The organism is Micromonospora sp. DT178, assembly GCF_049841695.1.
Taxonomy (GTDB): Bacteria; Actinomycetota; Actinomycetes; order Mycobacteriales; family Micromonosporaceae; genus Micromonospora.
Genome location: NZ_JBNCKV010000019.1, coordinates 22,056 through 45,279, shown reverse-complemented (window position 1 = coordinate 45,279; position 23,224 = coordinate 22,056). Strand labels below are relative to the sequence as shown.

23 protein-coding genes and 1 riboswitch are annotated in these 23,224 nt (G+C 74.3%); of the genes, 19 read left to right on the top strand and 4 right to left on the bottom strand.

Annotation, left to right across the window (positions count from 1 at the left end):
- Positions 1-74: 74 nt before the first annotated feature.
- A complete protein-coding gene (locus ACLQ22_RS27170) occupies positions 75-962 on the bottom strand; it encodes a septum formation family protein (RefSeq protein ID WP_425694804.1) in 888 nt (295 codons plus the stop codon).
- A 237-nt stretch (positions 963-1,199) separates the two neighbouring features.
- Between ACLQ22_RS27170 and rpe the strand changes: the two genes are divergently transcribed.
- The 10 genes from rpe to ACLQ22_RS27120 all read left to right on the top strand — a co-directional run bounded on the left by rpe (position 1,200) and on the right by ACLQ22_RS27120 (position 9,915).
- Positions 1,200-1,880: a ribulose-phosphate 3-epimerase gene (gene rpe, locus ACLQ22_RS27165; RefSeq protein ID WP_121395207.1), complete on the top strand. Its 681-nt coding sequence runs from the start codon at positions 1,200-1,202 to the stop codon at positions 1,878-1,880.
- Position 1,881: 1 nt separating this feature from the next.
- Positions 1,882-2,838 (top strand): GGDEF domain-containing response regulator, encoded by a 957-nt coding sequence (locus ACLQ22_RS27160; RefSeq protein WP_121395205.1) that lies wholly within the window; start codon positions 1,882-1,884, stop codon positions 2,836-2,838.
- Positions 2,839-2,919: 81 nt separating this feature from the next.
- A riboswitch (FMN riboswitch) is annotated at positions 2,920-3,093 on the top strand.
- Between the two features lie 160 nt (positions 3,094-3,253).
- Positions 3,254-4,315, top strand: coding sequence for a bifunctional diaminohydroxyphosphoribosylaminopyrimidine deaminase/5-amino-6-(5-phosphoribosylamino)uracil reductase RibD (ribD, locus tag ACLQ22_RS27155; protein WP_425694803.1), 1,062 nt, complete (start codon positions 3,254-3,256; stop codon positions 4,313-4,315).
- A gap of 1 nt (position 4,316) precedes the next feature.
- Positions 4,317-4,997 carry a riboflavin synthase gene (locus ACLQ22_RS27150; RefSeq protein WP_425694802.1) on the top strand — a complete coding sequence of 227 codons (681 nt, stop codon included), beginning with the start codon at positions 4,317-4,319 and terminating at the stop codon, positions 4,995-4,997.
- Complete coding sequence (gene pnuC, locus ACLQ22_RS27145; protein ID WP_425694801.1) at positions 4,997-5,695, top strand: nicotinamide riboside transporter PnuC; 699 nt, start codon at positions 4,997-4,999, stop codon at positions 5,693-5,695. The genes ACLQ22_RS27150 and pnuC overlap by 1 nt, the downstream gene beginning before the upstream one ends.
- Before the next feature lie 156 nt (positions 5,696-5,851).
- Positions 5,852-7,117 carry a bifunctional 3,4-dihydroxy-2-butanone-4-phosphate synthase/GTP cyclohydrolase II gene (locus ACLQ22_RS27140; protein ID WP_425694800.1) on the top strand — a complete coding sequence of 422 codons (1,266 nt, stop codon included), beginning with the start codon at positions 5,852-5,854 and terminating at the stop codon, positions 7,115-7,117.
- A gap of 2 nt (positions 7,118-7,119) precedes the next feature.
- A complete protein-coding gene (gene ribH / locus ACLQ22_RS27135; RefSeq protein ID WP_425694799.1) occupies positions 7,120-7,617 on the top strand; it encodes a 6,7-dimethyl-8-ribityllumazine synthase in 498 nt (165 codons plus the stop codon).
- Positions 7,618-7,723: 106 nt separating this feature from the next.
- Positions 7,724-7,987 carry a phosphoribosyl-ATP diphosphatase gene (locus tag ACLQ22_RS27130; protein WP_088947482.1) on the top strand — a complete coding sequence of 88 codons (264 nt, stop codon included), beginning with the start codon at positions 7,724-7,726 and terminating at the stop codon, positions 7,985-7,987.
- A 45-nt stretch (positions 7,988-8,032) separates the two neighbouring features.
- Positions 8,033-8,878: an ATP phosphoribosyltransferase gene (hisG, locus tag ACLQ22_RS27125; RefSeq protein ID WP_416610291.1), complete on the top strand. Its 846-nt coding sequence runs from the start codon at positions 8,033-8,035 to the stop codon at positions 8,876-8,878.
- Positions 8,879-8,901: 23 nt separating this feature from the next.
- A complete protein-coding gene (locus ACLQ22_RS27120) occupies positions 8,902-9,915 on the top strand; it encodes a DMT family transporter (protein WP_425694798.1) in 1,014 nt (337 codons plus the stop codon).
- Positions 9,916-9,953: 38 nt separating this feature from the next.
- Here ACLQ22_RS27120 and ACLQ22_RS27115 read toward each other — a convergent pair whose 3' ends face one another.
- The 3 genes from ACLQ22_RS27115 to ACLQ22_RS27105 are packed head-to-tail and all read right to left on the bottom strand — an operon-like array spanning position 9,954 to position 13,938.
- Positions 9,954-10,784 (bottom strand): hypothetical protein, encoded by an 831-nt coding sequence (locus tag ACLQ22_RS27115; protein ID WP_425694797.1) that lies wholly within the window; start codon positions 10,782-10,784, stop codon positions 9,954-9,956.
- Positions 10,781-13,081 carry a hypothetical protein gene (locus ACLQ22_RS27110; protein ID WP_425694796.1) on the bottom strand — a complete coding sequence of 767 codons (2,301 nt, stop codon included), beginning with the start codon at positions 13,079-13,081 and terminating at the stop codon, positions 10,781-10,783. The genes ACLQ22_RS27115 and ACLQ22_RS27110 overlap by 4 nt, the downstream gene beginning before the upstream one ends.
- The gene (locus ACLQ22_RS27105) at positions 13,078-13,938 is read right to left on the bottom strand and encodes a hypothetical protein (protein ID WP_425694795.1); all 861 of its coding nucleotides are present in this window, start codon (positions 13,936-13,938) and stop codon (positions 13,078-13,080) included. The genes ACLQ22_RS27110 and ACLQ22_RS27105 overlap by 4 nt, the downstream gene beginning before the upstream one ends.
- 176 nt (positions 13,939-14,114) lie before the next feature.
- On the opposite strand from ACLQ22_RS27105, the gene ACLQ22_RS27100 reads away from it, so the two are divergent.
- From ACLQ22_RS27100 to argC, 9 genes are all read left to right on the top strand, one after another.
- Positions 14,115-15,005 carry a Crp/Fnr family transcriptional regulator gene (locus ACLQ22_RS27100; RefSeq protein WP_425694794.1) on the top strand — a complete coding sequence of 297 codons (891 nt, stop codon included), beginning with the start codon at positions 14,115-14,117 and terminating at the stop codon, positions 15,003-15,005.
- Between the two features lie 69 nt (positions 15,006-15,074).
- Complete coding sequence (locus ACLQ22_RS27095) at positions 15,075-15,548, top strand: PH domain-containing protein (RefSeq protein WP_425694793.1); 474 nt, start codon at positions 15,075-15,077, stop codon at positions 15,546-15,548.
- Positions 15,549-15,883: 335 nt separating this feature from the next.
- Positions 15,884-16,507: a translation initiation factor IF-3 gene (gene infC, locus ACLQ22_RS27090; RefSeq protein ID WP_121395190.1), complete on the top strand. Its 624-nt coding sequence runs from the start codon at positions 15,884-15,886 to the stop codon at positions 16,505-16,507.
- A gap of 19 nt (positions 16,508-16,526) precedes the next feature.
- Positions 16,527-16,721, top strand: coding sequence for a 50S ribosomal protein L35 (rpmI, locus tag ACLQ22_RS27085; protein WP_007458415.1), 195 nt, complete (start codon positions 16,527-16,529; stop codon positions 16,719-16,721).
- 31 nt (positions 16,722-16,752) lie between these two features.
- Positions 16,753-17,145, top strand: coding sequence for a 50S ribosomal protein L20 (gene rplT / locus ACLQ22_RS27080; RefSeq protein WP_030335718.1), 393 nt, complete (start codon positions 16,753-16,755; stop codon positions 17,143-17,145).
- Between the two features lie 32 nt (positions 17,146-17,177).
- Positions 17,178-18,023 (top strand): TrmH family RNA methyltransferase, encoded by an 846-nt coding sequence (locus tag ACLQ22_RS27075; RefSeq protein ID WP_425694792.1) that lies wholly within the window; start codon positions 17,178-17,180, stop codon positions 18,021-18,023.
- A 213-nt stretch (positions 18,024-18,236) separates the two neighbouring features.
- Complete coding sequence (gene pheS, locus ACLQ22_RS27070) at positions 18,237-19,325, top strand: phenylalanine--tRNA ligase subunit alpha (RefSeq protein ID WP_121395186.1); 1,089 nt, start codon at positions 18,237-18,239, stop codon at positions 19,323-19,325.
- Between the two features lie 39 nt (positions 19,326-19,364).
- Positions 19,365-21,911 (top strand): phenylalanine--tRNA ligase subunit beta, encoded by a 2,547-nt coding sequence (pheT, locus tag ACLQ22_RS27065; protein ID WP_425694791.1) that lies wholly within the window; start codon positions 19,365-19,367, stop codon positions 21,909-21,911.
- A gap of 206 nt (positions 21,912-22,117) precedes the next feature.
- Positions 22,118-23,119, top strand: coding sequence for an N-acetyl-gamma-glutamyl-phosphate reductase (gene argC / locus ACLQ22_RS27060; RefSeq protein WP_425694790.1), 1,002 nt, complete (start codon positions 22,118-22,120; stop codon positions 23,117-23,119).
- The last annotated feature ends 105 nt before the right edge of the window (positions 23,120-23,224 follow it).

The window sequence follows — 23,224 nt, the reverse complement described above, 5'->3', positions numbered from 1 at the left end:
CGGCCAGCGCGGCGGTCCCGCCGGCGCGGAGGCGGCCGGACACGCCACGGTGCGGCAGCATACGGCACCCTCGCTCAGCTCGCGGGCAACCCTTGCGGGCCGGCGCCCCGCATGGAGCGGGTCAGCTTCCGGTCGTCGCTCCACAGGAAACACCGCACCCCCCGGTCGCCCTCCTGCCACTCCCGCTGCGACGGGGGATAGAAGATCGAGCCCGCCCGGTACGGCAGGTCGCTGTTGTTGGGCACCTCGGCGAAGGCGGCGATGAGCGCCATGCAGCGCGTGTGCGCCTGCCGGTGGGACCGGCCGAACTCGGCCCAGGTGACGTCCCGCTCCAGGTAGACGCCGACGAACTCGGCGCGGTGCGGCTCGGTGCACAGCACCGGTGCCATGTAGTTCAGGTTGTCGCCGATCAGCTTGGGGTCGAAGCAGCGGTGCAGCAGCGGGGAGTCGCCGATCATCGCGCCCCGCAGGCTGCCCGTGCGGTTCACCGGCCGGGTGTTGTCGATGCTGCCGGTCTCGCTCAGGTCGCAGCGGAACCAGCGGGCGCCCCCGCGCCACGCGGGCGCGGAGGGCAGCGCGACGGTGAGCGTGATGCGGGCGGCGTGCCAGTCGCCGCCGAGCACCTCGCGGGCGCGCTGGTCGCACTCGGCGCGGGCGGGACGCAGGGTCGCGGATCCCGGTTCGGGCCGGTCGCCGTCGGCGGCCGGGCCGGCGAACCTGCCCACGTGCACGGTCTCGGCCAGGTGGTTGCGGGAGCAGTCCACCGCCTCGTAGGTGCGGGCCTGCACGACGGCGGTGATCCGGGGCAGGCAGGCGTCCGTGGCCGGCACGAACAGCTGCGGCGCCCGCAGCGCCGGCCAGTCGTCGGTGAGGTCGCCGTCGGAGCCGCCCGGTCGTACGCAGCCGGACAGCAGGACCGTCAGCGTGCCGGCCAGCGCCAGCGCCGCGAGCCACCGTCGCATCGTCCGCCCTTTCCGGGAGCTGACGCGTCGACCGCCGCCGGGCCACCGCGAGGGCGTCACCGTCCCTGATGGAGTCTTGCCGCGTTTCCGTCGTCCGGCCAGTCGCGGATGGCCCTTCGTCCGGTTTCGCCGACCCGGGAGGACCAATTCTGCACCACTGGTCACCGTCGGGTCACCGGGTGTCCCGGTTGGTGGCGCGCTGCGGGTGGTCGTCGGCCGCGTTCGTACACTGGCCCCGTGACCGTACCGCCGCCGATCGTCGCGCCCAGCATCCTCGCCGCCGATTTCGCCCGCCTCGCCGAGGAGGTCCGCGCCGTCGAGAACGCCGCGGACTGGCTGCACGTGGATGTCATGGACAACCACTTCGTGCCCAACCTGACCATCGGGCTGCCCGTGGTGCAGAGCCTGCGGGCCGCCACCGAGCTGCCCTTCGACGTGCACCTGATGATCGAGGACCCGCGCCGCTGGGCGCCCGGTTACGCCGACGCCGGGGCGTACAACGTCACCTTCCACGCCGAGGCGTGCGACGACCCGGTGGCCCTGGCCAAGGACCTGCGCTCGGCGGGGGCCAAGGCCGGGCTGGCGATCGACCGGGACACCCCGATCGAGCCGTACCTGGAGCTGCTGCCGAGCTTCGACACGCTGCTGATCATGACCATCAAGGCCGGTTTCGGCGGGCAGCGGTTCATCCCGCAGCTGCTGGACAAGGTGCGTACGGCCCGCCGGCACGTCGACGCCGGCCACCTCGAACTGCGCATCGAGGTCGACGGCGGCATCGCCGCCGACACCATCGCCCAGGCCTCCGAGGCGGGTGCCGACGCGTTCGTCGCCGGCACCGCCGTCTACGGCGCCGACGACCCCGCCGAGGCCGTCCGGAAGCTGCGGGCACTCGCGGAGCGCGCCGCCCCCGGGGCCTGACGTGGAACCGGCCGGGGACCGCCCGGACGTCATCCTCGTCGTCGACGACGACGAGGACATCGCGCGTTTCGTCGCGTTCAACCTCCGGCTGCACGGCTTCGAGGTGATCCACGCCAGCGACGGGCAGGAGGCGCTCGAGGTGATCGAGCGCCAGCGCCCCGACCTGGCGGTGGTCGACCTGATGATGCCGCGCATCGACGGGCTGGAGCTGACCCGGCGGCTGCGCGCCGACCCGATGACCTCCGCCCTGCCGGTGATCATGCTGACCGCCAAGGGCATGACGGTCGACAAGGTGCACGGGCTCAGCGCCGGCGCCGACGACTACCTGGTCAAGCCCTTCGACACCGCCGAACTGGTCGCCCGGGTCAGCTCCACGCTGCGCCGCAACAAGGAGTTCCGCGAGGTCTCGCCGCTGACCGGGCTGCCCGGCAACAGCCGGATCCGCCGGGAGATCTCCGACCGCGTCCGCAGCGGGGTCGACTACGCCGTCGGCTACATCGACATCGACCGGTTCAAGAGCGTCAACGACCGGTACGGCTTCGTCCGCGGCGACGACTTCATCTCGGCCCTGGCCCGCAGCCTGCACCGGGCGGTGGTCTCGGTCGGGCTGCCGCCGGCCTTCCTGGGGCACGTCGGCGGGGACGACTTCGTCATCGTCTGCGCCCCGGAGCAGGTCCGGCCGCTCACCTCCCGGGTCTCCGCCGACTTCGAGAAGGCCGCCGACTCGCTCTACGACCCGGTCGACGCCGCGCGCGGCTACGTGGAGCTGAAGGACCGCCGGGGCAACATCCGGCGGGCGGCCCTGGTCACCCTCTCGATCGGCGTGTCCCTCTCCGACTCCGGCAAGCGGTTCACCGACCCGCTGGAGGCGATCGCGGTCGCCTCCGAGATGAAGACAGTGGCCAAGAGCCAACCCGGCTCGTACGTGGCGGTGGACCGCCGGCGCGGGGTCACCTGATTCGTGCGCTGTTGCTGTGAAGTACCACGCCCGGGTGGCGCGACCCCCCGTCCGGCGTGTAACACTTCCCGTGTACCCACCACGCGCTGGCGGGACTCGGTGTAATTCCGAACCGGCGGTGATCCACGGTGTGACCGTGGTAAGCCCGCGACCCGGTCGGCCTCGTGCCGCCCGGTGGACCTGGTGAGAATCCGGGGCCGACGGTTGGGAGCGGGAAACCCCGCCCCCAGACAGTCCGGATGGGAGACAGCGCGCGGGACGGACGGGCCCTGCCCGGCCGCTGAGTTCAGCGTGCCGTGCGCGCCCCCCGGGGCGGCCCCGCCGTACCCGGATCTCCGCCGCCGCACGCTCGCGGCCCCATGCCGTTGCCTCCCGTGACCGCCCGCGCGTCGACCGGCGAGTGAGAGGGCAGGGCATGGCCGGCGTCTCCGTCGACGAGGCGATGCGTCGCGCGGTGGAACTCGCCGCGCGCGGTCTCGGCACGACCAGCCCCAACCCGGTGGTCGGCTGCGTGCTGCTCGACGCCGACGGGCAGGTGGTCGGCGAGGGGTTCCACGCCTACGCCGGAGGGCCGCACGCCGAGATCGTCGCGCTCGCCCAGGCGGGGGAGCGGGCCCGCGGCGGCACCGCCGTGGTCACCCTGGAACCCTGCGACCACACCGGCCGCACCGGCCCCTGCAGCAGCGCGCTGGTGCGCGCCGGCGTCGCCCGGGTCGTCATCGCCGTGCCCGACCCCAACCCGCTCGCCACCGGAGGCGCCGCCACGCTGCGCGCCGCCGGGATCCAGGTCGACACGGGGGTACGCGCGTGCGAGGCGGAGGCCGGCAACGTCGCCTGGCTCACCTCGATGCGCCGGGGCTGGCCGTACGTGATCTGGAAGTTCGCCGCGACGCTGGACGGCCGGTCGGCGGCGGCCGACGGCACCAGCATGTGGATCACCTCCGAGGCCGCCCGGATGGACGTGCACGCGCTGCGCGGCACCGTCGACGCGGTGCTCGCCGGGGTGGGCACGGTCCTCGCCGACGACCCCCGGCTCACCGCCCGCAACCTGCGCGACGGCACGCTCGCCATCCGGCAGCCGCTGCGGGTCGTGGTGGACACCGACGGGCGTACGCCGGCCGACGCCCGGGTCCGCGACGGCGCGGCGCGCACGTGGATCGCCACCGCGGCGGAGGTCGGCACCGGGCCCGACGGCCGGGTCGACCTGCCGGCGCTGCTCGCCGCGCTGCACCAGCGCGGGGTCCGCGCCGCGCTGCTGGAGGGCGGCCCGAAGCTGGCCGGGGCCTTCCTGGCCGCCGGCCTGGTCGACAAGATCGTCGGCTACGTCGCGCCCCGGCTGCTCGGCGCCGGCCCGACCGCCCTGGTCGACGCCGGTGTGAACACCATCGCCGAGGCCATCGACCTGGAGTACGTCGACGTTACGCAGGTCGGACCCGACCTGCGGATCACCGCGCTGCCCCGGAAGAGGGAGGGCTGACATGTTCACCGGCATCGTCGAGGAGTTGGGTGAGGTCGTCCGGATCACGGAGACGGCGGGTGACTCGGCGCTGGTCGCGGTCCGCGGCCCGCTGGTCACCTCGGACGCCCGGCACGGCGACTCGATCGCGGTCAACGGCGTCTGCCTGACCGTGGTCGACGTCGAGAACGGGACCTTCACCGCGGACGTGATGGGGGAGACGCTGCGCCGCTCCGCACTGGGCGCGCTGCGGGCCGGCGACCCGGTCAACCTGGAGCGGGCCGCCGCGCTGAACAGCCGCCTCGGCGGACACCTCGTGCAGGGGCACGTCGACGGCGTCGGCGAGGTCGTCGCCCGTGAGCCGGCCGCGCAGTGGGAGACCGTCCGGTTCCGGCTGCCCGCCGCCCTGGCGCGGTACGTGGTGGAGAAGGGCTCGATCACGGTCGACGGCGTCTCGCTGACCGTCGCCGAGGTCGGCCCGGACTGGTTCGCGGTCGGCCTGATCCCGACCACGCTGAAGCTGACCACCCTCGGCGCCCGGCGCGTCGGCGACCCGGTCAACCTCGAGGTGGACGTGCTCGCCAAGTACGTCGAGCGGCTGCTCGGCGCCCGGCTGGCCGATCCCGCCCTCCCGGACGCCGGCCCGCCCGGCGGGCTGCCGGTCACCCTGCCGGGTGCCGCCGCACCGGGTGGGGTGGCCTGATGGGCCCGCTCGGGTGGTTGCTCGACGCGCAGGTCGGCATCGCCGGCTCGCCGGTGCTGGTCCGCGAGATCGTCGGCAACGGCTTCGGGCTGGCGTCGGCGGTGTTCGGCCTGCGCCGGCTGGTCTGGGCCTGGCCCGTCGGCATGATCGGCAACGCGTTGCTGTTCACCGTCTTCCTGGGCGGTGTCTTCGCCACCCCGCAGGCGCACGACCTCTACGGGCAGGCGGGCCGGCAGGTCTTCTTCTTCTCGGTCAGCGTCTACGGCTGGTGGCGCTGGTCGCAGCACCGCCGCCGGGGCGTCGACGGCGACCGGACGGCGGTGGCGCCCCGCTGGGCCACCGGCCGGGAACGGCTCGGCCTGCTGCTCGCGGCCGTGATCGGCACCGCCGCGGCGTACCCGCTGCTCGCCGCCCTCGGCTCCTGGGGGCCCCTGCCGGACGCCTGGATCCTCACCGGCAGCCTGCTCGCCACCTACGGCATGGCCCGCGGCTGGGTGGACTTCTGGCTCATCTGGATCGCCGTCGACGCGGTCGGCGTGCCGCTGCTGCTGCGGGGCGGTTTCTACCCCTCGGCCGCCATGTACCTCGTCTACGGCGCCTTCTGCGCCTGGGGCCTGGTCGCCTGGTGGCGCACCTCGCGGGCCGCCCGCCCGGCGCCCGCACCGATCCCGTCGACCTACTCGGAGGCCGTGGCATGAGTGAGCGAAGTGAGCGAATCATCAGGCTCAGTGCGGTGGTGCCTCATGTCGGCACGGAGCGAAGCGGAGTGCCGGCATGAGCGAGCGAAGTGAGCGAATCATCAGGCTCAGTGCGGTGGTGCCTCATGTCGGCACGGAGCGAAGCGGAGTGCCGGCATGAGCACCTTTGGCAGCATCGAGCAGGCGGTGGCGGACGTCGCCGCCGGCCGGCCCGTCGTCGTGGTCGACGACGCCGACCGGGAGAACGAGGGCGACCTGATCTTCGCCGCCGAGCTGGCGACGCCGGAGCTGCTCGCCTTCATGGTGCGCCACACGTCCGGCTACATCTGCGCGCCGCTGACCGAGAGCGAGTGCGACCGGCTGGACCTGCCGCCGCAGCACCACACCAACCAGGACCGGCGCGGCACCGCCTACACGGTGACCGTGGACGCCCGGGAGGGCGTCAGCACCGGCATCTCCGCCGCCGACCGGGCGCACACCATCCGGCTGCTCGCCGACCCCGGCACCGGCCCGGCCGACCTGGCCCGCCCCGGGCACGTGGTGCCGCTGCGGGCCCGCGAGGGCGGCGTGCTGCGCCGGCCCGGCCACACGGAGGCCGCGGTCGACCTGACCCGGCTGGCCGGGCTGCGTCCCGCCGGCGTGCTCTGCGAGCTGGTCAACGACGACGGCACCATGATGCGGGTGCCGGACCTGGAGAAGTTCTGCGCCGAGCACTCCCTGACCCTGATCACCATCGCCGACCTGGTCGCGTACCGGCGGCGGACCGAGAAGCAGGTCGAGCGGGTCGCCGACGCCCGGATGCCCACCCGGCACGGCGTGTTCCGCGCCCTGGGCTACCGCAGCGAGCACGACTCGGCCGAGCACGTCGCCCTGGTCGCGGGTGAGATCGGCGACGGGCACGACGTGCTGGTGCGGGTGCACTCCGAGTGCCTCACCGGGGACGTGTTCGGCTCGGTGCGCTGCGACTGCGGCCCGCAGCTCGACGCCGCCCTGGACCGGGTCGCCCGGGAGGGTCGGGGCGTGGTGCTCTACGTACGCGGCCACGAGGGGCGCGGCATCGGGCTGCTGCACAAGCTCCAGGCGTACCAGCTCCAGGACCAGGGCCGCGACACTATCGACGCCAACCTCGACCTGGGCCTGCCGGCCGACGCCCGCGACTACGGCACCGGCGCGCAGATCCTCTACGACATCGGGGTGCGCTCGATGCGGCTGCTCACCAACAACCCGGCCAAGCGCGCCGGCCTGGAGGGCTACGGGCTGACCGTCACCGGCCGCGAGGGGCTGCCGGTGCGCCCACACCCGGAGAACGTGCGCTACCTGCGCACCAAGCGGGACCGGATGGGACACCTGCTGGACGAGCTGGACGAGGTGACCGAGGCCCCGATGGGCCGGCCGGTCCTCGGCGACGAGATCGGAGCGTAGACATGGCGGGTTTCGGTGAACCGGGCGTGACGGCGGTGGACGCCGCCGGGATGACCGTCGGCGTGGTCGCCGCGCGCTGGCACGGCGAGCTGACCGACCACATGCTCGACCGGGCGGTCGCGGCCGCCGAGGCGTGCGGCGCCCGGGCGGTCACCGTCCGGGTGGCCGGCTCGGTCGAGCTGCCCGTGGTGGCCCAGGCCCTCGCGCGGCGCTGCGACGTCGTGGTCGCGCTCGGCGTGGTGGTCCGCGGCGCCACCGCCCACTTCGACTACGTCTGCCGCTCCGTCACCGACGGGCTGACCCGGGTGGCGCTGGACGAGGGCAAGCCCGTCGCGCACGGCGTCCTCACCGTCGACACCCTCGCGCAGGCCCGCGACCGGGCCGGGCTGCCCGGCTCGGCGGAGGACAAGGGCTGGGCGGCCACCGTCGCCGCCCTCGACGCCGCCCTGGCCATCCGCGCCCTCGCCAGCAACGGCCACCGGGTCGGCTTCGGCGGCTGACCCGTTCCCGGCGCGGGGCCGCACCCGTCGTGCGGGCGTTCCCGGTCGGTGAGCGGGGCCTGACCCGGCGCGTCGGGGCCGTCGGGGCGGCTGGAAGAATCGCGGCGTGAAGACGTTCGAGGAGTTGTTCGCCGAGCTGCAGGCCAAGGCCGCCGCGGGCACCCCCGGCTCGGGCACGGTCGCCGCGCTCGAGAAGGGCGTGCACTTCATCGGCAAGAAGGTCGTCGAGGAGGCGGCCGAGTCGTGGATGGCCGCCGAGCACGAGGGGCCGGAACGCACCGCCGAGGAGATCTCCCAGCTGCTCTACCAGGTCCAGGTGCTGATGCTGGCCAGCGGTCTCGACCTGAAGGACGTCTACCGACATCTGTGAGTGCGCCCCGTCGTTGATCAGTTTCGATCGAAGGAGCACTCCGTCATGCTGCGTGTCGCCATCCCGAACAAGGGCACCCTGGCCGAGCCGGCCGCCCAGATGCTGCGCGAGGCGGGCTACCGCCAGCGCACCGACCCGAAGGACCTGGTCTGCCGGGACGAGGCCAACGACGTCGAATTCTTCTACCTGCGCCCGAAGGACATCGCCACCTACGTCGGCTCCGGCGACCTGGACCTGGGCATCACCGGCCGGGACCTGCTGATCGACTCCGGGGCCCCCGCCGAGGAGGTCGTTGACCTCGCCTTCGGCCGGGCCACCTTCCGCTTCGCCGCCCGCCCCGACGACATCGCCTCGGTGCGGGAGCTGGGCGGGCACCGGATCGCCACCGCGTACCCGGGGCTCGTGGAGCGGCACCTCGCGGAGCTCGGGCTCAAGGCCGAGGTGATCCGCCTCGACGGCGCGGTGGAGAACGCCGTCCGGCTCGGCGTCGCCGACGTGGTCGCCGACGTGGTGGAGACGGGCGCCACGCTGCGCCAGGCCGGCCTGGTGGTCTTCGGCGAGCCGCTGCTGCGCTCTTCGGCGGTGCTGGTCCGCCGCGCCGACGCCCCGACCCACCCGCAGGCCGCGCAGCTGCTGCGCCGGCTGCACGGGGTGCTGGTCGCCCGCCGCTACGTGATGCTCGCCTACGACGTGCCGGCCGGCCTGCTGGACCGGGCCAGTTCGCTGACCCCGGGCATCGAGTCGCCGACCGTCTCCCCGCTGCACCGCGAGGGCTGGGTGGCGGTGCAGGCGATGGTGCTCCGCGACGACGTGCACCGGATCATGGACGAGCTGTACGAGCTCGGCGCCCGCGCGATCCTGGTCACCAACATCCACGCCTGCCGGCTGTGAGACGCCCGGCCACGCCGGGGACGGTGCCGGGGCGCCCGCCCACCGCGTCGGGCCTGCCGCCGTGGGCGGCGCTGACCCTGGTCACCCTCGCCGGCGTCGCCTCGGCGGCCCAGGGCGCGATCAACGCCGAGCTCGGCGAGCGGGCCGGCAACGCGACCCTGGGGGCGGTGGTCAACAACCTCGGCGGGGCGCTGCTGGTCGGCCTCGGAGTCCTGGCGCTGCCGTCGGCGCGCACCGGCCTGGCCGCGCTGCGCCGGGCAGGGCTGCCCTGGTGGGCGTACCTGGGCGGGCTCGGCGGCGCGGGCATCGTGCTGGCCGGCGCGTACATCGTGCCGGTGCTCGGGGTGGCGATCTTCACCATCGCCCAGGTCGCCGGGGGCAGCCTTGGCGGGCTGGCGGTCGACCGGGCCGGGCTGGCGCCGGTGGGGCGGCTGGCGCTCACCCGGCCACGGGTGGCCGGGGCGCTGCTCGGCGTGACCGCCGTGACGCTGGCCCAGCTCGGTCAGCCCGTCGGCGACCTCGCCCTCGGCCTGGTCCTGCTCGCCGTGGCCGGCGGGCTGGGCGTCGCGCTCCAGTCCGCGCTGAACGCGCGGGTCTCCGCCGCCAGCTCGGCCGCCGCCGGGATGGTGGTCAACTTCGCCACGGCCACGCCCGTCGTGCTGCTGGTCGCGGTGCTGGCCGGCGCCCTCACCGGGCCGGGCCCGACCTGGCCAAACGACTGGTACCTCTACACCGGCGGCCTGCTCGGCGTCGTCATCGTGGCCGCCCTGCTGGTCGGCGTCCCGGCGGTCGGCGTGCTGCGCACCGGGCTCGCCCTCGTCGCCGGCCAGTTGGGCGGCGCCCTGCTGCTGGACGCGCTGCTGCCGGGCGGCCCCGGCCTGCGGCTTCCGGTGCTCGCCGGAGCGCTGCTCACCCTGGCGGCCGCTCTGGTCGCCGGCCGTGGGCGCGGCCGGCGGGGTCCGCGCGACGCCGCGACGCCCACCGCCGCCGGTCCGGGGGCTCCCGCCGCGACCGCCGGATCAGCGACGCCGGGGTAGGCGCCGTGATCCGGCGGTACGCAGGACCGGCCCGTCGGTCAGTTCGCCCGCTCGGAGAGCCCGTGCCGTCGTTCGTACGTCCGGATCGCCGCGTCCCACGCCTCGGTGTACTCCGACGGCCCCATGCCGAGATCGCCGTGCCCCCGCACGGCCTCCCGCAGCAGCTGCACCAGGTCCGGCACCGTCTCCCGACGCTCCTCCACGTACCGGCGGAAGACCTCGGCGAACTGTTCACCGGTCAGCCGGGCCGCGTGCGCGGTCACCGGATCGTCCTCCAGGCTCTGCAGCACGGCGCACCACCGGCGGGTCAGCTCGTCGGCCTGCTGGGCCCTGATCTTCTGCAGCTCGTGGTCGCACTCGAGCTTGATCCGCTCCTCCCAGTACGGCCGCAGCCGCTCCCGCACCCGTTCGTCCGGGCTGACCCGCACCTGCACCCGGAAGTAGGGCTGGGAACCCTCCCGCGGCCAGCGCTGACCGACCAGCCGGTCGTTGAGCGCCCGCTCCAGGTCGTGCGAGCGGTGCGGCTCGTACTGACGGGCCAGATCCACCGCCCGCTCCCGGACGACGCCACCCGCCCAGGCGAGATACCGCTCGGCCCGCAGCCGCAGCTCCTCGTAGGACATGTTCTGCGCGGTCCAGGTGTAGACGGCGTGCAGCCGGAAGTCGAAGGCGTCGCCCCTCGCCGGGACCAGGATCGGCTGCGGCACGTCGTGGCGGAACGTCACCGTGTCGGGGACCTGGGGCGCCGGGGGAGCGGGCAGAGTAACCGGTTCGACCGGCGGGAAGAAGGCGTGCCACCAGCGGCGACGCTCCGGCTGAGGCGGTACGAACGCTGCCGTGGTGGGCGGCCCGGTGGGGTGAGTCGTCATGACAGGTCCTCGTCGATGAGTGCGTGTACGGCGTCGAGCAGGTCGTTGCGCGGCATGATGGGCCGCCAGACGTGGCGGATCTGGTGGTCGAGGCGGTGCCGCAGCGGCGGCCGGCCGGCGATCACGTGCCGGAGCAGGGCCAGACACTGGGACGCGACCTCGGGATTTCCGTCCGCCCGGTTGAGCCAGAAGCCGAGCGTCCGCCACGACCGGTAGGCCGTCTGCGGCATGCCCAGCGCCACGGCCCAGAGCGCGGCCACGTCGCCCGGCCCGACGATCCGCCGCCGGACGAGATCCAGCAGCTCCGGCCAGTGTTCCCTGGGCGGCTCCGCCCAGCGGTCGGCGAGCACGCGCAGCGTCCGCGCCGCGTGCAGCCGCACCTCCGGGTCGTCGGAGGCGGTCCAGTCGACCAGTTCCGGCACGAGCGTGGCGGCGTGGCCGTTCCGGTAGACCTCGACCAGGCCCCGGACCACGGAGTTGTTCCGCCGCTGCATGCGGGCCTGCGCCACCAGGCGCAGTTGCATGAGGGCGGCGTCGGGCCAGAGGCGGGCCAGTCCGAGGCCGTACGCCCGCGCGACGGTGTCCCGCAGGTGCGCCGCCGGCCCGGCGGCCCACTGGTCGAGTTCGGTCCGCACGCGCTGTCGCAGGCCGGGTTGCATCGCCATCGCGACCAGCGCGATGGCGGCGGCCTGCCGGACGCCCGCGCGCCGTTCCCGGGCCAGGTCGCCGACCGTCTCCAGGGCTGCCCGCACGTCCCGCCCGGCCGACCAGCCGATGGCGCCCGCGGCGGCCTGCCGGATCCCCGGCACGTCGGACCGGACCAGGTCCGCCAGCCAGCCGAGCAGCTGTCCGGGTAGCCACCAGTCCGTCCAGGCGACCTCGAGCAACGTCGAACGGAGCTGCTCGCTGCCGGCGGCGAACTCGATCCGCCGGCCCCCCGTGGCGCGTTCGTCACCGATCACGACGACGGCCTGGCGCAGCGTCGACCCGAGGAGCGTGTCGACTTCCGGGCCGCGCAGACGGGGGCCGGTGGGCGTGATCCCGGTGGGGTCGGCCCCGGCCAGCCGGCGGGCCGCCTGATGGATCTCCGTCACCGGCTGCCCGGCCAGTACGGCGCAGGCCAGCCGGAAGGCGCGGGCCTGGTCGGCCGCCCAGCCGTCGACGCCGTCCGGGCCGTCGGGTCGGCCGGCGTCGAGGATCTGCGTCGCGCGCTCGCGCAACTGGCGGGGGAGCAGCTGCTCCAACCTCTCGGTCAGGGCGGGACCGTGCGGAACCGTCCGGGCGATCAGCTCCACCACGGGCACCACCTCGTCCGGACGGGGCTCGCCGGCGAGGTAGGCCGAGAGCAGCGGATGGGTGACGCATGCGTCGTCGACGTACCGTTCCACGCAGGTGCCGTCGCATCCGTCCGGGCACCAGCCGACGCACAGTCCGGTCAACTGCTGGCGCAGCCGCGCCCGGAACACCTCCACGGCCGACGGCACCCGGTGCTCCACCACGTGGCCGGCGAGATCCTGACCGCGCCGGGAGAAGTCACCGACCAGGATCAGCGTCATGCCGGTCGCCTCGGCCCGCGCCGCGAGGGCCACGAGGGTGAACCCGTCGACGGCGTTCGCCGCGGTGTCCGCGAGCCGGAGCACGTACCCGCGTCCGGCGGGCAACCGTTTGCTCGACCCGAGCAGGTCGGCGGGCTGTTCCGCGCCGAGGACGCAGGCGCGGTCGAGCCCGTGCCTGCGGGCGGTGGCGAGGACGGCGGAGGTGAACCGGCCGCTCGAGGACGGACCGGACAGGCACACCAGGTGCCGGCGCTTGAGGTGCCGGTCGAGCTGCTGGTCACTCGGCGCCGGCGCGTACCCCTCCGCGAGTTCCCGGACCTCGTTGCCGCTCAGGCTCTCGTACCAGATCCGCCCCGTGCCGTCGGTTCCCGCGGTGGTCACGTTGACGGTGCCGATCGCGACGGCGCCGTGACCGGTGGCGTTCTGGCCCCGTACGCGTACGTCGCCGAGACCGATCGTGGAGCCGCCGAGCAGGTCGGCCAGTCGGCGGATGACATCCCCCGAGTCGAGCGGCTCCTCCGGCTCGTCCGGCTCGTCCGCCTCGCCGCCGTCCGGCGACTCGGTTCCCGCCGCCGGGTCCGCCGGGTCCGTCCGCCCGTCCGGTGGACCCTGGTCCGGGCCCGCCGCCGGGCCTTCCGTGAGACGGTCGTACCCGTCGTCACCGGGGGCGTCCCGGGGCCCGTCCGGGTCGCCGACGCCGTCGTCGACGACGGGCGGGTACGGGAAGTGGGGTGCGGTCACCGTGCCCGGCCCTTCCGTCCGCCACCGAAGTTCAGATCGCGTCCGACGGAACCGATCGCCGTGGCGCCGTGCCCGATCGCGTTCTGGCCGTCCACCCGGACGTCACCCGTCCGGATGTCGCCCGTGCCGGGCGGCGTCCGGGGCGCCGCCGACTCCGGCGGCTCGCCCCGGTGGTCCCCACCCGGCGCCACGCCTGCCGGTGCGGGCGGCGTCGTCGCCGGGGCGGGTGCCGGGAGAGGCGTGCCGGCGTCCTCCGGTGCCGGCGGGGCGGACAGGTCCTCGTCCACGACGCAGAGCCAGGCGTCCTCCCGGAACCCCTTGTCCGGGTGGGCCACCTCGACCCGCCGGAACCGCTCGGGGCGCATCTCCTCCGGGTACTCGGTGACGACGTCGCGGTAGATCTCCGCCGACACGACCAGCGCCACCCCAGCGTCGGGGAAGGCCGCCAGGGCCCGCTTCACGGGGTCCGCCTCGCACAGCCGGCAGACGAAGACGACGGCGTTGCCGGGGAAGCCGTTGGCCCCGTCGAGGTGGACGAGTCCCTGGTGGACGGCGACCCGCAGGCGGATCCGGGCGGCCGGCACCCGGCTGCTGTTGTAGCTGCGCAGCCGCCTGTTCAGCTCCGGTACGAAGCGGCCGATGACGCGGGACTCGGCCACGTCCCGGGGAAGGATCGCCAGCTCGCCGTCGCCGGCCTGCTGCGTCGTCCAGGCGACCCGGTCGAGGCCGACGTCGCCGGCGGCCTCGTGCAGCAGTTCCCGGAAGTGCTTCTGCGCCTCGTACTGCTGGAGGTTGGTGCGCCGGCTGTACCGCTCCATGTCCACGGAGATCAACAGTCGCCGCTCGGGATGTCGCATCGTCGTGCCGCCCTTCATCGCCCGACCCGCCCCACAGGCGGGCACCGCAGGGGACATCGAACCGGGGCGGGCCCTGCGGAACCCCGTAGAAGTACGGCATCGCCCGGAACTGTCGGCGGGGCGTCTTCCCTTCCTGTTCGGGGGTCCGGCACGCGGTCGACCGGTGTCCTGTTCGCATGAGGATCGGGCTGATGGAGTTGCTGCTCGCGGTCGGCTGGCCGCCGGGCGTCCTGCTGGCGTTCGTGATCGTCCAGCTCGCCGTCGCCGCCGCCCTTCGGCTGCGGGCGTCGCGCTACGCGCAGGGCCGGCTACGCTTCGACGGCTGTCGCTGGCCGAGGAGGATGAGACCGCTGATGCGACGACCAGCCGAACTGTCCGACGCCACCTGGCCGTACGGCACGTTCCTGCAACGACTCGGCCCCGCGGTGCGTGTCGCCCTGCTGGAGCTGGGCGTGCGCCGGCGGGTGCCGCCCGGGCAGATCGTCATTCACGAGGGCGTACGGGAGTCGCACCTGGTGCTGCTCGAGGAGGGGTTGACGAAGGTCACCGCGACCCTCCCGGACGGGCGCGCCGCGCTGCTGGCCATGCGCGTCGGCGGTGACCTCGTGGGCGAGATGTCGGCGCTCAACGACCGACCTCGTTCGGCGAGCGTCACCACCTGCGGGCCGGCGACCTACCGGGTCATCCAGCCCGACCGGTTCAAGACGTTCCTCAAGGAGCACCCGGACGCCGCGCTGGAGCTGGCGGCGATGGTGTCGGATCGGCTGCGCTGGTCCAACCGGCGACGCATCGACTTCACCTCCTACCCGGTGATGATCAGGGTCGCCCGGGTGATCGCCGAGCTCTGCCGCACCCACGGCCGCCAGGTTCGCGACGGCGTCGTCATCGACGTGCGGCTCACCCAGCCCGAGCTCGCCAGCATCTGCGGCGCCGCCGAGACCTCCATCCAGAAGGCCCTGCGCGAACTGCGCACGGAGGGCCTGGTCGACACGGACTACCGCCGGATCACCGTCCGCGACCTGCCCCGCCTGCGGCGGATGGGCGAACTGGAGGCCGAGGAGGACTGAGGGGCGCCGGGCAGGGCCGGAACGTGTGGCGGCGCCGGAACGGCCCGCATCGGGTGGCAGACTGGTGGGGTGAGCGAAATCGAGTCCGTCCACCTCCGCCCGCGCCGTATCCGAGTGGTCTGCTGGGCCTGCGCGGCCGTGCTGTTCGTGGTGTTCAGCCTGCTGGCCACCTCGCTGAGCGGCGCGACGGGCAACGGCTACGGCAGCTTCCAGCGGGGCGACCAGATCGCGATGGTCGGGCTCGGCGTCCTCGGCGCGCTCGCCTTGCTGATCTTCACCCGGCCCCGGGTCGACGCGAACGCGTCGGGGGTGCGCGTGCGCAATGTCGTCGGCTCGTACGAGCTGCCGTGGGAGGTCGTCCGGGGGGTCCGCTTCGACCGGGGCGCGCCCTGGGCGAGCCTGGAGCTGCACGACGACGACCTGCTGCCGATGGTCGCCCTGCAGGCCGCCGACAAGGAGCGGGCCGTCGAGGGGGTCCGCGCCCTGCGCCGGCTGCACCAGGCGCACCAGGCCCGGCTCACCGAGGGCGTCACCGGCCGCTGACCCGGGTGCCCGGTTGGGAGGGTGTCCGGGCGAGGGTGTAGTGTTACGAAGTCGACCAGGCTGTCTTCGTGTGTGCGCATCGCGCCCACGCGTGCGGCCTTGAAAGAGGAGCGCCTGCTCCCACCCGAGTCGCCACCACGGTGGCCGGGTCCGGTCACCGGTTCCGGGCACGTCCCGGCACCGGATGCGCGATCATGTGATCGTGCCGACCGGTCGAGCGGGCCCTGGCATGCGCCGGGGCCTTCTGCTTTCCAGTCGGCTCCCACCCGGGAGCCGCGAGGGTCGGCCACGTAGAGATTCCGACTCGAGGAGGCCCCATCAGCGTCGAACCACGCGTGAACGAGCAGATCCGGGCACGTGAGGTCCGACTGGTCGGCCCCGAGGGCGAGCAGGTGGGCATCGTCCCGCTGGAGCGCGCCCTTCAGCTGGCCGCGGACGTCGACCTGGACCTGGTCGAGGTTGCGCCGATGGCGCGCCCGCCGGTGTGCAAGCTCATGGACTTCGGCAAGTTCAAGTACGAGAGCGCACTGAAGGCGCGCGAAGCGCGGCGTAACCAGCAGCAGACCGTCATCAAGGAGATGAAGCTCCGGCCGAAGATCGACCCGCACGACTACGAGACCAAGAAGGGTCACGTGGTGCGGTTCCTCAAGGCGGGCGACAAGGTCAAGGTGACGATCATGTTCCGCGGTCGCGAGCAGAGCCGTCCGGAGCTGGGTTACCGGCTCCTGCGCCGGCTCGAGTCGGAGATCTCGGAGCTGGGGTACGTCGAGGCCGCTCCGAAGCAGGACGGTCGAAACATGATCATGGTGCTCGCGCCGCACCGCGCCACCAAGGCCGCCGCGGTCGCCGCCACGGCCACCCGGGGCGGGCCCAGGGAGCGGGACGCCGAGGGCGCCCCGGCCGACGAGCCCGCAGCGGCCGGTGACACCGGCACCGTCGCCGACAACAGCGGCGAGTAACAGGGGAGAGACGTTCCACATGCCGAAGATGAAGAGCCACACGGGAATGGGCAAGCGGGTCAAGGTGACCGGCAAGGGCAAGATCGTTGCCCAGCAGGCCGGCCTCCGGCACAACCTGGAGAAGAAGCCCTCCACCCAGACCCGTCGGCTGACCGGCACCGTGGTGCTGGCCAAGGCCGATGTCAAGCGCATCAAGAAGCTGCTCGGCCGCTGACGCGCGCCACCTTACGTAATTAGGAGTTGAGATGGCACGCGTCAAGCGGGCTGTGAACGCCCAGAAGAAGCGTCGTACCCTGCTGGAGACCGCGAGCGGCTACCGCGGTCAGCGCTCCCGCCTCTACCGCAAGGCCAAGGAGCAGGTGCTGCACTCGATGCAGTACGCCTACCGGGACCGTCGCGACCGCAAGGGCGACTTCCGGCAGCTGTGGATCCAGCGGATCAACGCGGGCGCCCGCGCCAACGGGATGACCTACAACCGCCTGATCCAGGGCCTGCGCCTGGCCGGCATCGAGGTCGACCGCAAGATCCTGGCCGACCTGGCCGTCAACGACGCCGCCGCCTTCGCGGCGATCGTCGAGCTGGCCCGGGCCGCGGTCGCGGCCGAGGGCACCGGCGGCGCGGCGGCCCAGGCCGCCTGATCCCCGCGCACCAGCAGATCGAGGCGTCTCCCATGCAGTCACCATCGCGCGGGAGACGCCTCGACGCTGTCTCCGGCCCCTTCACCCCGCGTACCCCCAGGGTGGTCGCCGCCCGCCGGTTGCAGCGCCGCCGGGACCGCGAGGCCGCCGGCCGCTTCCTGGCCGAAGGGCCGCAGGCGGTCCGCGAGGCCCTGGCCCGCCCGGGGGTGGTCACCGAACTCTTCGGTACGCCCGCCGCCCTGGACCGGCACGCCGACCTGGCCGCCGTCGCGGCCCGCGCCGACGTGCCCGTCTCCGAGGCGACCGACGAGGCGCTCGCCGCGCTTGCCGAGACGGTCGCCCCGCAGGGCCTCGTCGCCGTCTGCCGCCACCTCGACGTGCCGCTGGAGCGGGCCCTGGCCGACGGGCCCCGCCTGGTGGCCGTGCTCGCCGAGATCCGTGACCCGGGCAACGCCGGCACCGTGCTGCGCACCGCCGACGCCGCGGGCGCCGGTGCGGTGGTCTTCGCCGGCGAGGCCGTCGACCCGTACAACGGCAAGTGCGTGCGGGCGTCGGCCGGCAGCCTCTTCCACGTCGACGTGGTCCGCGCGCCCGACCCGGTGGACGTCGTCGCGGCGCTGCGCACCGCCGGGCTCACCGTCCTCGCCACCACCGGCTACGGCGAGGACGACCTCGACGACCTCGCCGACGACGGGCGGCTCGCCGCCCCCACCGCCTGGCTGTTCGGCTCGGAGGCGCACGGCCTGCCCGAGGCGCTCACCGCCGCCGCCGACGCCCGGGTCCGGGTGCCCCTGCACGGGCGCGCCGAGAGCCTGAACCTGGCTGCGGCCGCCGCCGTCTGCCTGTACGCTTCGGCGAGAGCACAGCGGCGGCCGTGACCCGGCCGCCCGAGGCACAGACCGCAGGGGAGAGCGTCCGCCCATGAACGCGCCACGGCGTTCGTTTAGCCAGCCCGCCGGTGTCGGCGGGCGGCGGGCCTGACCTGCTCTCCGCACAACTCCCACCGGCGGGCTGCGGCACAGCCGCGCGTCCGTAGACTCGCTTCGCCGCCCGTGAGGGCTGGCGCCGCCGTGAGGGAGTGCCCGTACGCCATGAGCTACCGCAACGATCCGTACGACCCGAAGCAGGTCGCCCTGCTCGACCCGGCCGCCCTGGCCGAGGCCGTCGCCGCCGCCGAGAAGGCGTTCGCCGAGGCCGGTGACCCGGACGCGCTGACCGCGCTGCGCCCGGCGCACCTCGGCGACCGGTCCCCGGTCTCGCTGGCCCGCCGCGAGATCGGCGCGCTGCCGCCGGCCGCGAAGTCCGACGCCGGCAAGCGGGTCAACGAGGCCCGCCGCGCCATCGACGCCGCGTACGCGGCCCGCCAGGAGGTCCTGGACCGGGAGCAGGCGCAACGGGTGCTGGTGGAGGAGCGCGTCGACGTGACGCTGCCCCACGACCGGCGGCCCCGGGGCGCCCGGCACCCGATCAGCACCCTGATGGAGCAGATCAGCGACCTGTTCGTCGGCATGGGCTACGAGGTGGCCGAGGGGCCCGAGGTCGAGCTGGAATGGACCAACTTCGACGCCCTGAACATCCCCGCGGACCACCCGGCGCGCGGCCTGATGGACACCTTCCACGTCGCCCCCGCCGACGGCTCCGCCGAGGCGGCGGGCTCCGGGCTCGTCCTGCGTACCCACACCTCGCCGGTGCAGGCGCGCACCATGCTGACCCGCAAGCCGCCGATCTACGTGATCGTGCCCGGCCGGGTCTACCGCACCGACGAGCTGGACGCCACCCACGCGCCGGTCTTCCACCAGGTGGAGGGCCTCGTCGTCGACCGGGGCATCACCATGGCGCACCTGCGCGGCACCCTGGACCACTTCGCCCGGGCGATGTTCGGCGAGGGCGCGAAGACCCGCTTCCGGCCGCACTACTTCCCATTCACCGAGCCGTCCGCCGAGTTCGACGTCTGGTTCCCCGAACACCGCGACGGCCCGCGCTGGGTCGAGTGGGGCGGTTGCGGCATGGTCAACCCGCGGGTGCTGCGCGCCTGCGGCATCGACCCCGAGGTCTACTCGGGATTCGCGTTCGGCATGGGGATCGACCGGACGGTGATGTTCCGGCACGGGGTCAGCGACATGCGGGACATGGCCGAGGGCGACGTGCGGTTCACCCGCGCGTTCGGGGCCGGGGCGTAGGCGATGCGGGTACGAGTTACGGAGACGGTGGTCTGAGTCATGCGAGTTTCTGTCAGTTGGCTGCGGGAGTACGTCGACCTCCCCGCCGACCTGCCCACCGGCGACCTGGAGCAGGCCCTGGTCGGCCTCGGCATCGAGGTCGAGTCCGTGGTGGACCTGCGGGAGACCGTCACCGGTGCGCTGGTCGTCGGTGAGGTCCGCGAGATCGAGGAGCTGACCGGCTTCAAGAAGCCGATCCGGTTCTGCCGCGTCGACGTCGGCGACGCCAACGGCACCGGCGAGCCGCAGGAGATCGTCTGTGGGGCGCGCAACTTCGCCCCCGGCGACCGGGTCGTGGTGATCCTGCCCGGCGGCGTGCTGCCCGGCGGCTTCGCCATCGGCGCGCGCAAGACGTACGGGCGCAACTCCAACGGCATGATCTGCTCCGCGCGGGAGCTGGGCCTGGGTGACGACCACGACGGCATCATCGTGCTGCCCGGGGACACCCCGGCCAAGCCGGGCGACGACGCGCGGCCCGTCGTCGGCCTCGACGACGTCGTGGTCGATTTGGAGATCACCCCCGACCGGGGGTACGCGATGAGCGTCCGCGGCCTGGCCCGGGAGCTGTCGCACGCCCTCGGCGTGCCGTTCCGCGACCCGGGCCTGGCGCCCGCGCCCGGCGGCACCGACACGCCGGCGTACCCGGTCGAGGTGCGCGACACCGTCGGCTGCGACCGGTTCGCCGCCCGCCTCGTGCGCGGCGTCGACCCGACGGCGCCGACCCCGGACTGGATGCAGCGGCGGCTCACCGTCGCCGGCATCCGCAGCATCTCGCTGCCGGTCGACATCACCAACTACGTGATGCTCGAACTGGGCCAGCCGATGCACGCCTTCGACGCCGACCGGATCGCCGGGCCGCTGGTGGTGCGCCGCGCCGAGGCGGGGGAGAAGCTCACCACGCTCGACGGGGTCACCCGGGCCCTCGCGCCCGAGGACATGGTGATCTGCGACGACACCGGCCCGATCTCGCTGGCCGCCGTGATGGGTGGCGAGACCAGCGAAGTCGTCGCCGGGACCACGAACGTGCTCTTCGAGGCCGCCCACTGGGACCCGGTGATGGTCGGGCGTACCGCCCGCCGGCACAAGCTGTTCAGCGAGGCGGCGAAGCGGTGGGAGCGGGGCGTCGACCCGGCCCTGCCGCTGGTGGCCGTCGCGCGGGCGGTCCGGCTGCTCACCGAGCACGCCGGTGGCGCGGCCGGTGACGAGATCCTCGACATCGACCACGTCCGGCCGCGTACCCCGGTGGTCCTGCCGGCCGACCTGCCGACCCGGCGGATCGGCGTGAGCTACCCGCCGGCGCGGGTGGCCGCCCTGCTGGAGCAGGTCGGCTGCACGGTCGCCCGGGGCGCCGACCGGCTGGTCGAGGACCCGGGCGAGGTCGGCGTGGCCGCCGGCACCGGCGGCGCGCTCAGCGTCACCCCGCCGAGCTGGCGGCCCGACCTGACCGACCCGGCCGACCTGGTCGAGGAGGTGGTCCGCCTCGACGGGTACGACCGGGTGCCGTCCGTGCTGCCGACCGCGCCGCCCGGCCGCGGCCTGACCTGGCAGCAGCGCCGCCGCCGCGCCGTGGCCCGGTCGCTCGCCGAGCGTGGGTACGTGGAGGTGCTCGCGCACCCGTTCGTCGCCCCCGGGCTGGCCGACCAGCTCGGCCTGCCCGCCGACGACCCGCGTCGGCGGGCGGTACGGCTGGCCAACCCGCTGTCGGAGGAGGAGCCGCTGCTGCGCACCACGCTGCTCGGCCCGCTGCTCGGCATCGTGAAGCGCAACCTCGGCCGGGGCCAGCGCGACCTCGCCCTCTACGAGATCGGCGCGGTGTTCCACCCGCGTCCCGACGCCGGCCGTCCGCCGGCGATGGGCGTGGACCGGCGACCCACCGACGAGGAGTTCGCCGCCGCCGACGCGGTGGTACCCGACCAGCCCCGGCACGTCGCCGTCGTCCTGACCGGCGACGTCGAGCCGGCCGGCTGGTGGGGCGCTGGCCGCCCGGCCGGCTGGGCCGACGCCGTGGAGGCCGGCCGGGACGTGCTGGCCGCCGCCGACGTCCCGGCGGACCGGATCGAGGTCCGGGCCGCCGCGCACGCCCCCTGGCATCCCGGCCGCTGCGCCGAGCTGCTGGTCGACGGCAGGGTGGTCGGGCACGCCGGCGAGCTGCACCCGGCGGTCGTGGCGGCGCTGGAGCTGCCCCGGCGCACCAGCGCCATGGAACTCGACCTGGACGCGCTGCCGGCCGCCCCGGTGGCGTCCGCGCCGGTCGTCTCGGGCTTCCCTCCGGCGCTGATCGACGTGGCGCTGGTCGTCGACTCCTCGGTGCCCGCGGCGCAGGTGCAGCAGGCCCTCGTCGAGGGCGCCGGCGGGCTGCTGGAGGGGGTGCGCCTGTTCGACGTGTACGCCTCGGAGCAGCTCGGGGCGGGGCGCAGGTCGCTGGCGTACAAGCTCACCTTCCGGGCCCCGGACCGGACGCTGACCGTGGAGGAGGCGGTGGCCGCCCGGGACGCGGCGGTCGCCCGCGCCACGGAACGCTTCGGCGCCACCCTGCGCGGCGCCTGATCGACGACGAGGGCCCCTTCCGCCGGCGCGGGAGGGGCCCTCGTCGTTCCCCGGTCCCGGGTTGCCCGGCTCCCGCGGGTGGTGACCGGGTCGATCGGTGGTGGAAGAACGAGGCGCTGCCTCATCCTCATGCAGTCGGCTGTATGAACTTGCAGGGAGGCGTTGTCGCTTGCTAGCCTCCTCTGCATAGTCATGCGGAGGTGGGGATGGGTATCCGAGTCGCGGTCGCCGGGGCAAGCGGCTACGCAGGCGGCGAGCTGATCCGCCTGGTCGCCGGGCACCCGGAGTTCGACCTGGTCGCCGCCACCGCGCACAGCCAGGCGGGGCACCGGCTCGACGTCGTACACCCGCAGCTCGCCGGCCTGGACATGGTCCTCGGCGAGACGGACGCGGCGACGCTGGCCGACGCGGACCTGGTCTTCCTGGCACTGCCGCACGGTCAGTCGGCTGCCCTGGCGGCGCAGCTCCCGCCCGAGGTGCGCGTGGTCGACCTGGGCGCCGACCACCGCCTCGCCGACCCGTACGCCTGGGCCAACTACTACGGCGGCACGCACGCCGGGCCGTGGATCTACGGCCTGCCCGAGCTGCCCGGCCAGCGGGAGCTGATCGCCGGCGCCACCCGGGTCGCCAACACCGGCTGCTACGCCGCCGCGATCATCCTGGCCCTCGCCCCGCTGATCGCCGCCGGCGCCGCCTCCCCGGCCGACGTGGTGGTCGTCGCGGCCTCCGGCACCTCCGGCGCCGGCAAGGCGGCCAAGCCGCACCTGCTCGGCAGCGAGGTGATGGGGGACCTGTCGCCCTACCGCGTGGGCACCCACCAGCACGTCCCGGAGATCAAGCAGGCCACCGGCGCGACCGGCCTGTCGCTGACGCCGGTGCTCGCGCCGATGCCCCGGGGCATCCTCGCCACGGTGACCGCCGTGCCGGCCCGGGGCGTCGACCCGCGGGCGGTGCTCGCCGAGGCGTACGCGGACGCGCCCTTCGTGCACGTCCTGCCGGAGGGGGCCTGGCCGCACACCGCCGCCACCCTCGGCTCCAACTCCTGCCACCTGCAGGCCACGGTCGACGTCGACTCCCGCCGCATGATCGTGCTGAGCGCGCTGGACAACCTCGGCAAGGGCGCCGCCGGCCAGGCCGTGCAGAACGCCAACCTGATGTGCGGCCTGCCGGAGACGACGGGCCTGTCCGTATGGGGCGTGGCACCGTGAGCGCGAGGAGTGCAGCGCAGCGGAGCCCCGCAGTCGCGAACGAAGGAGTAGCGCTGTGAGCGCGAGGAGTGCGGCGCAGCGGAGCCCCGCAGTCGCGAACGAAGG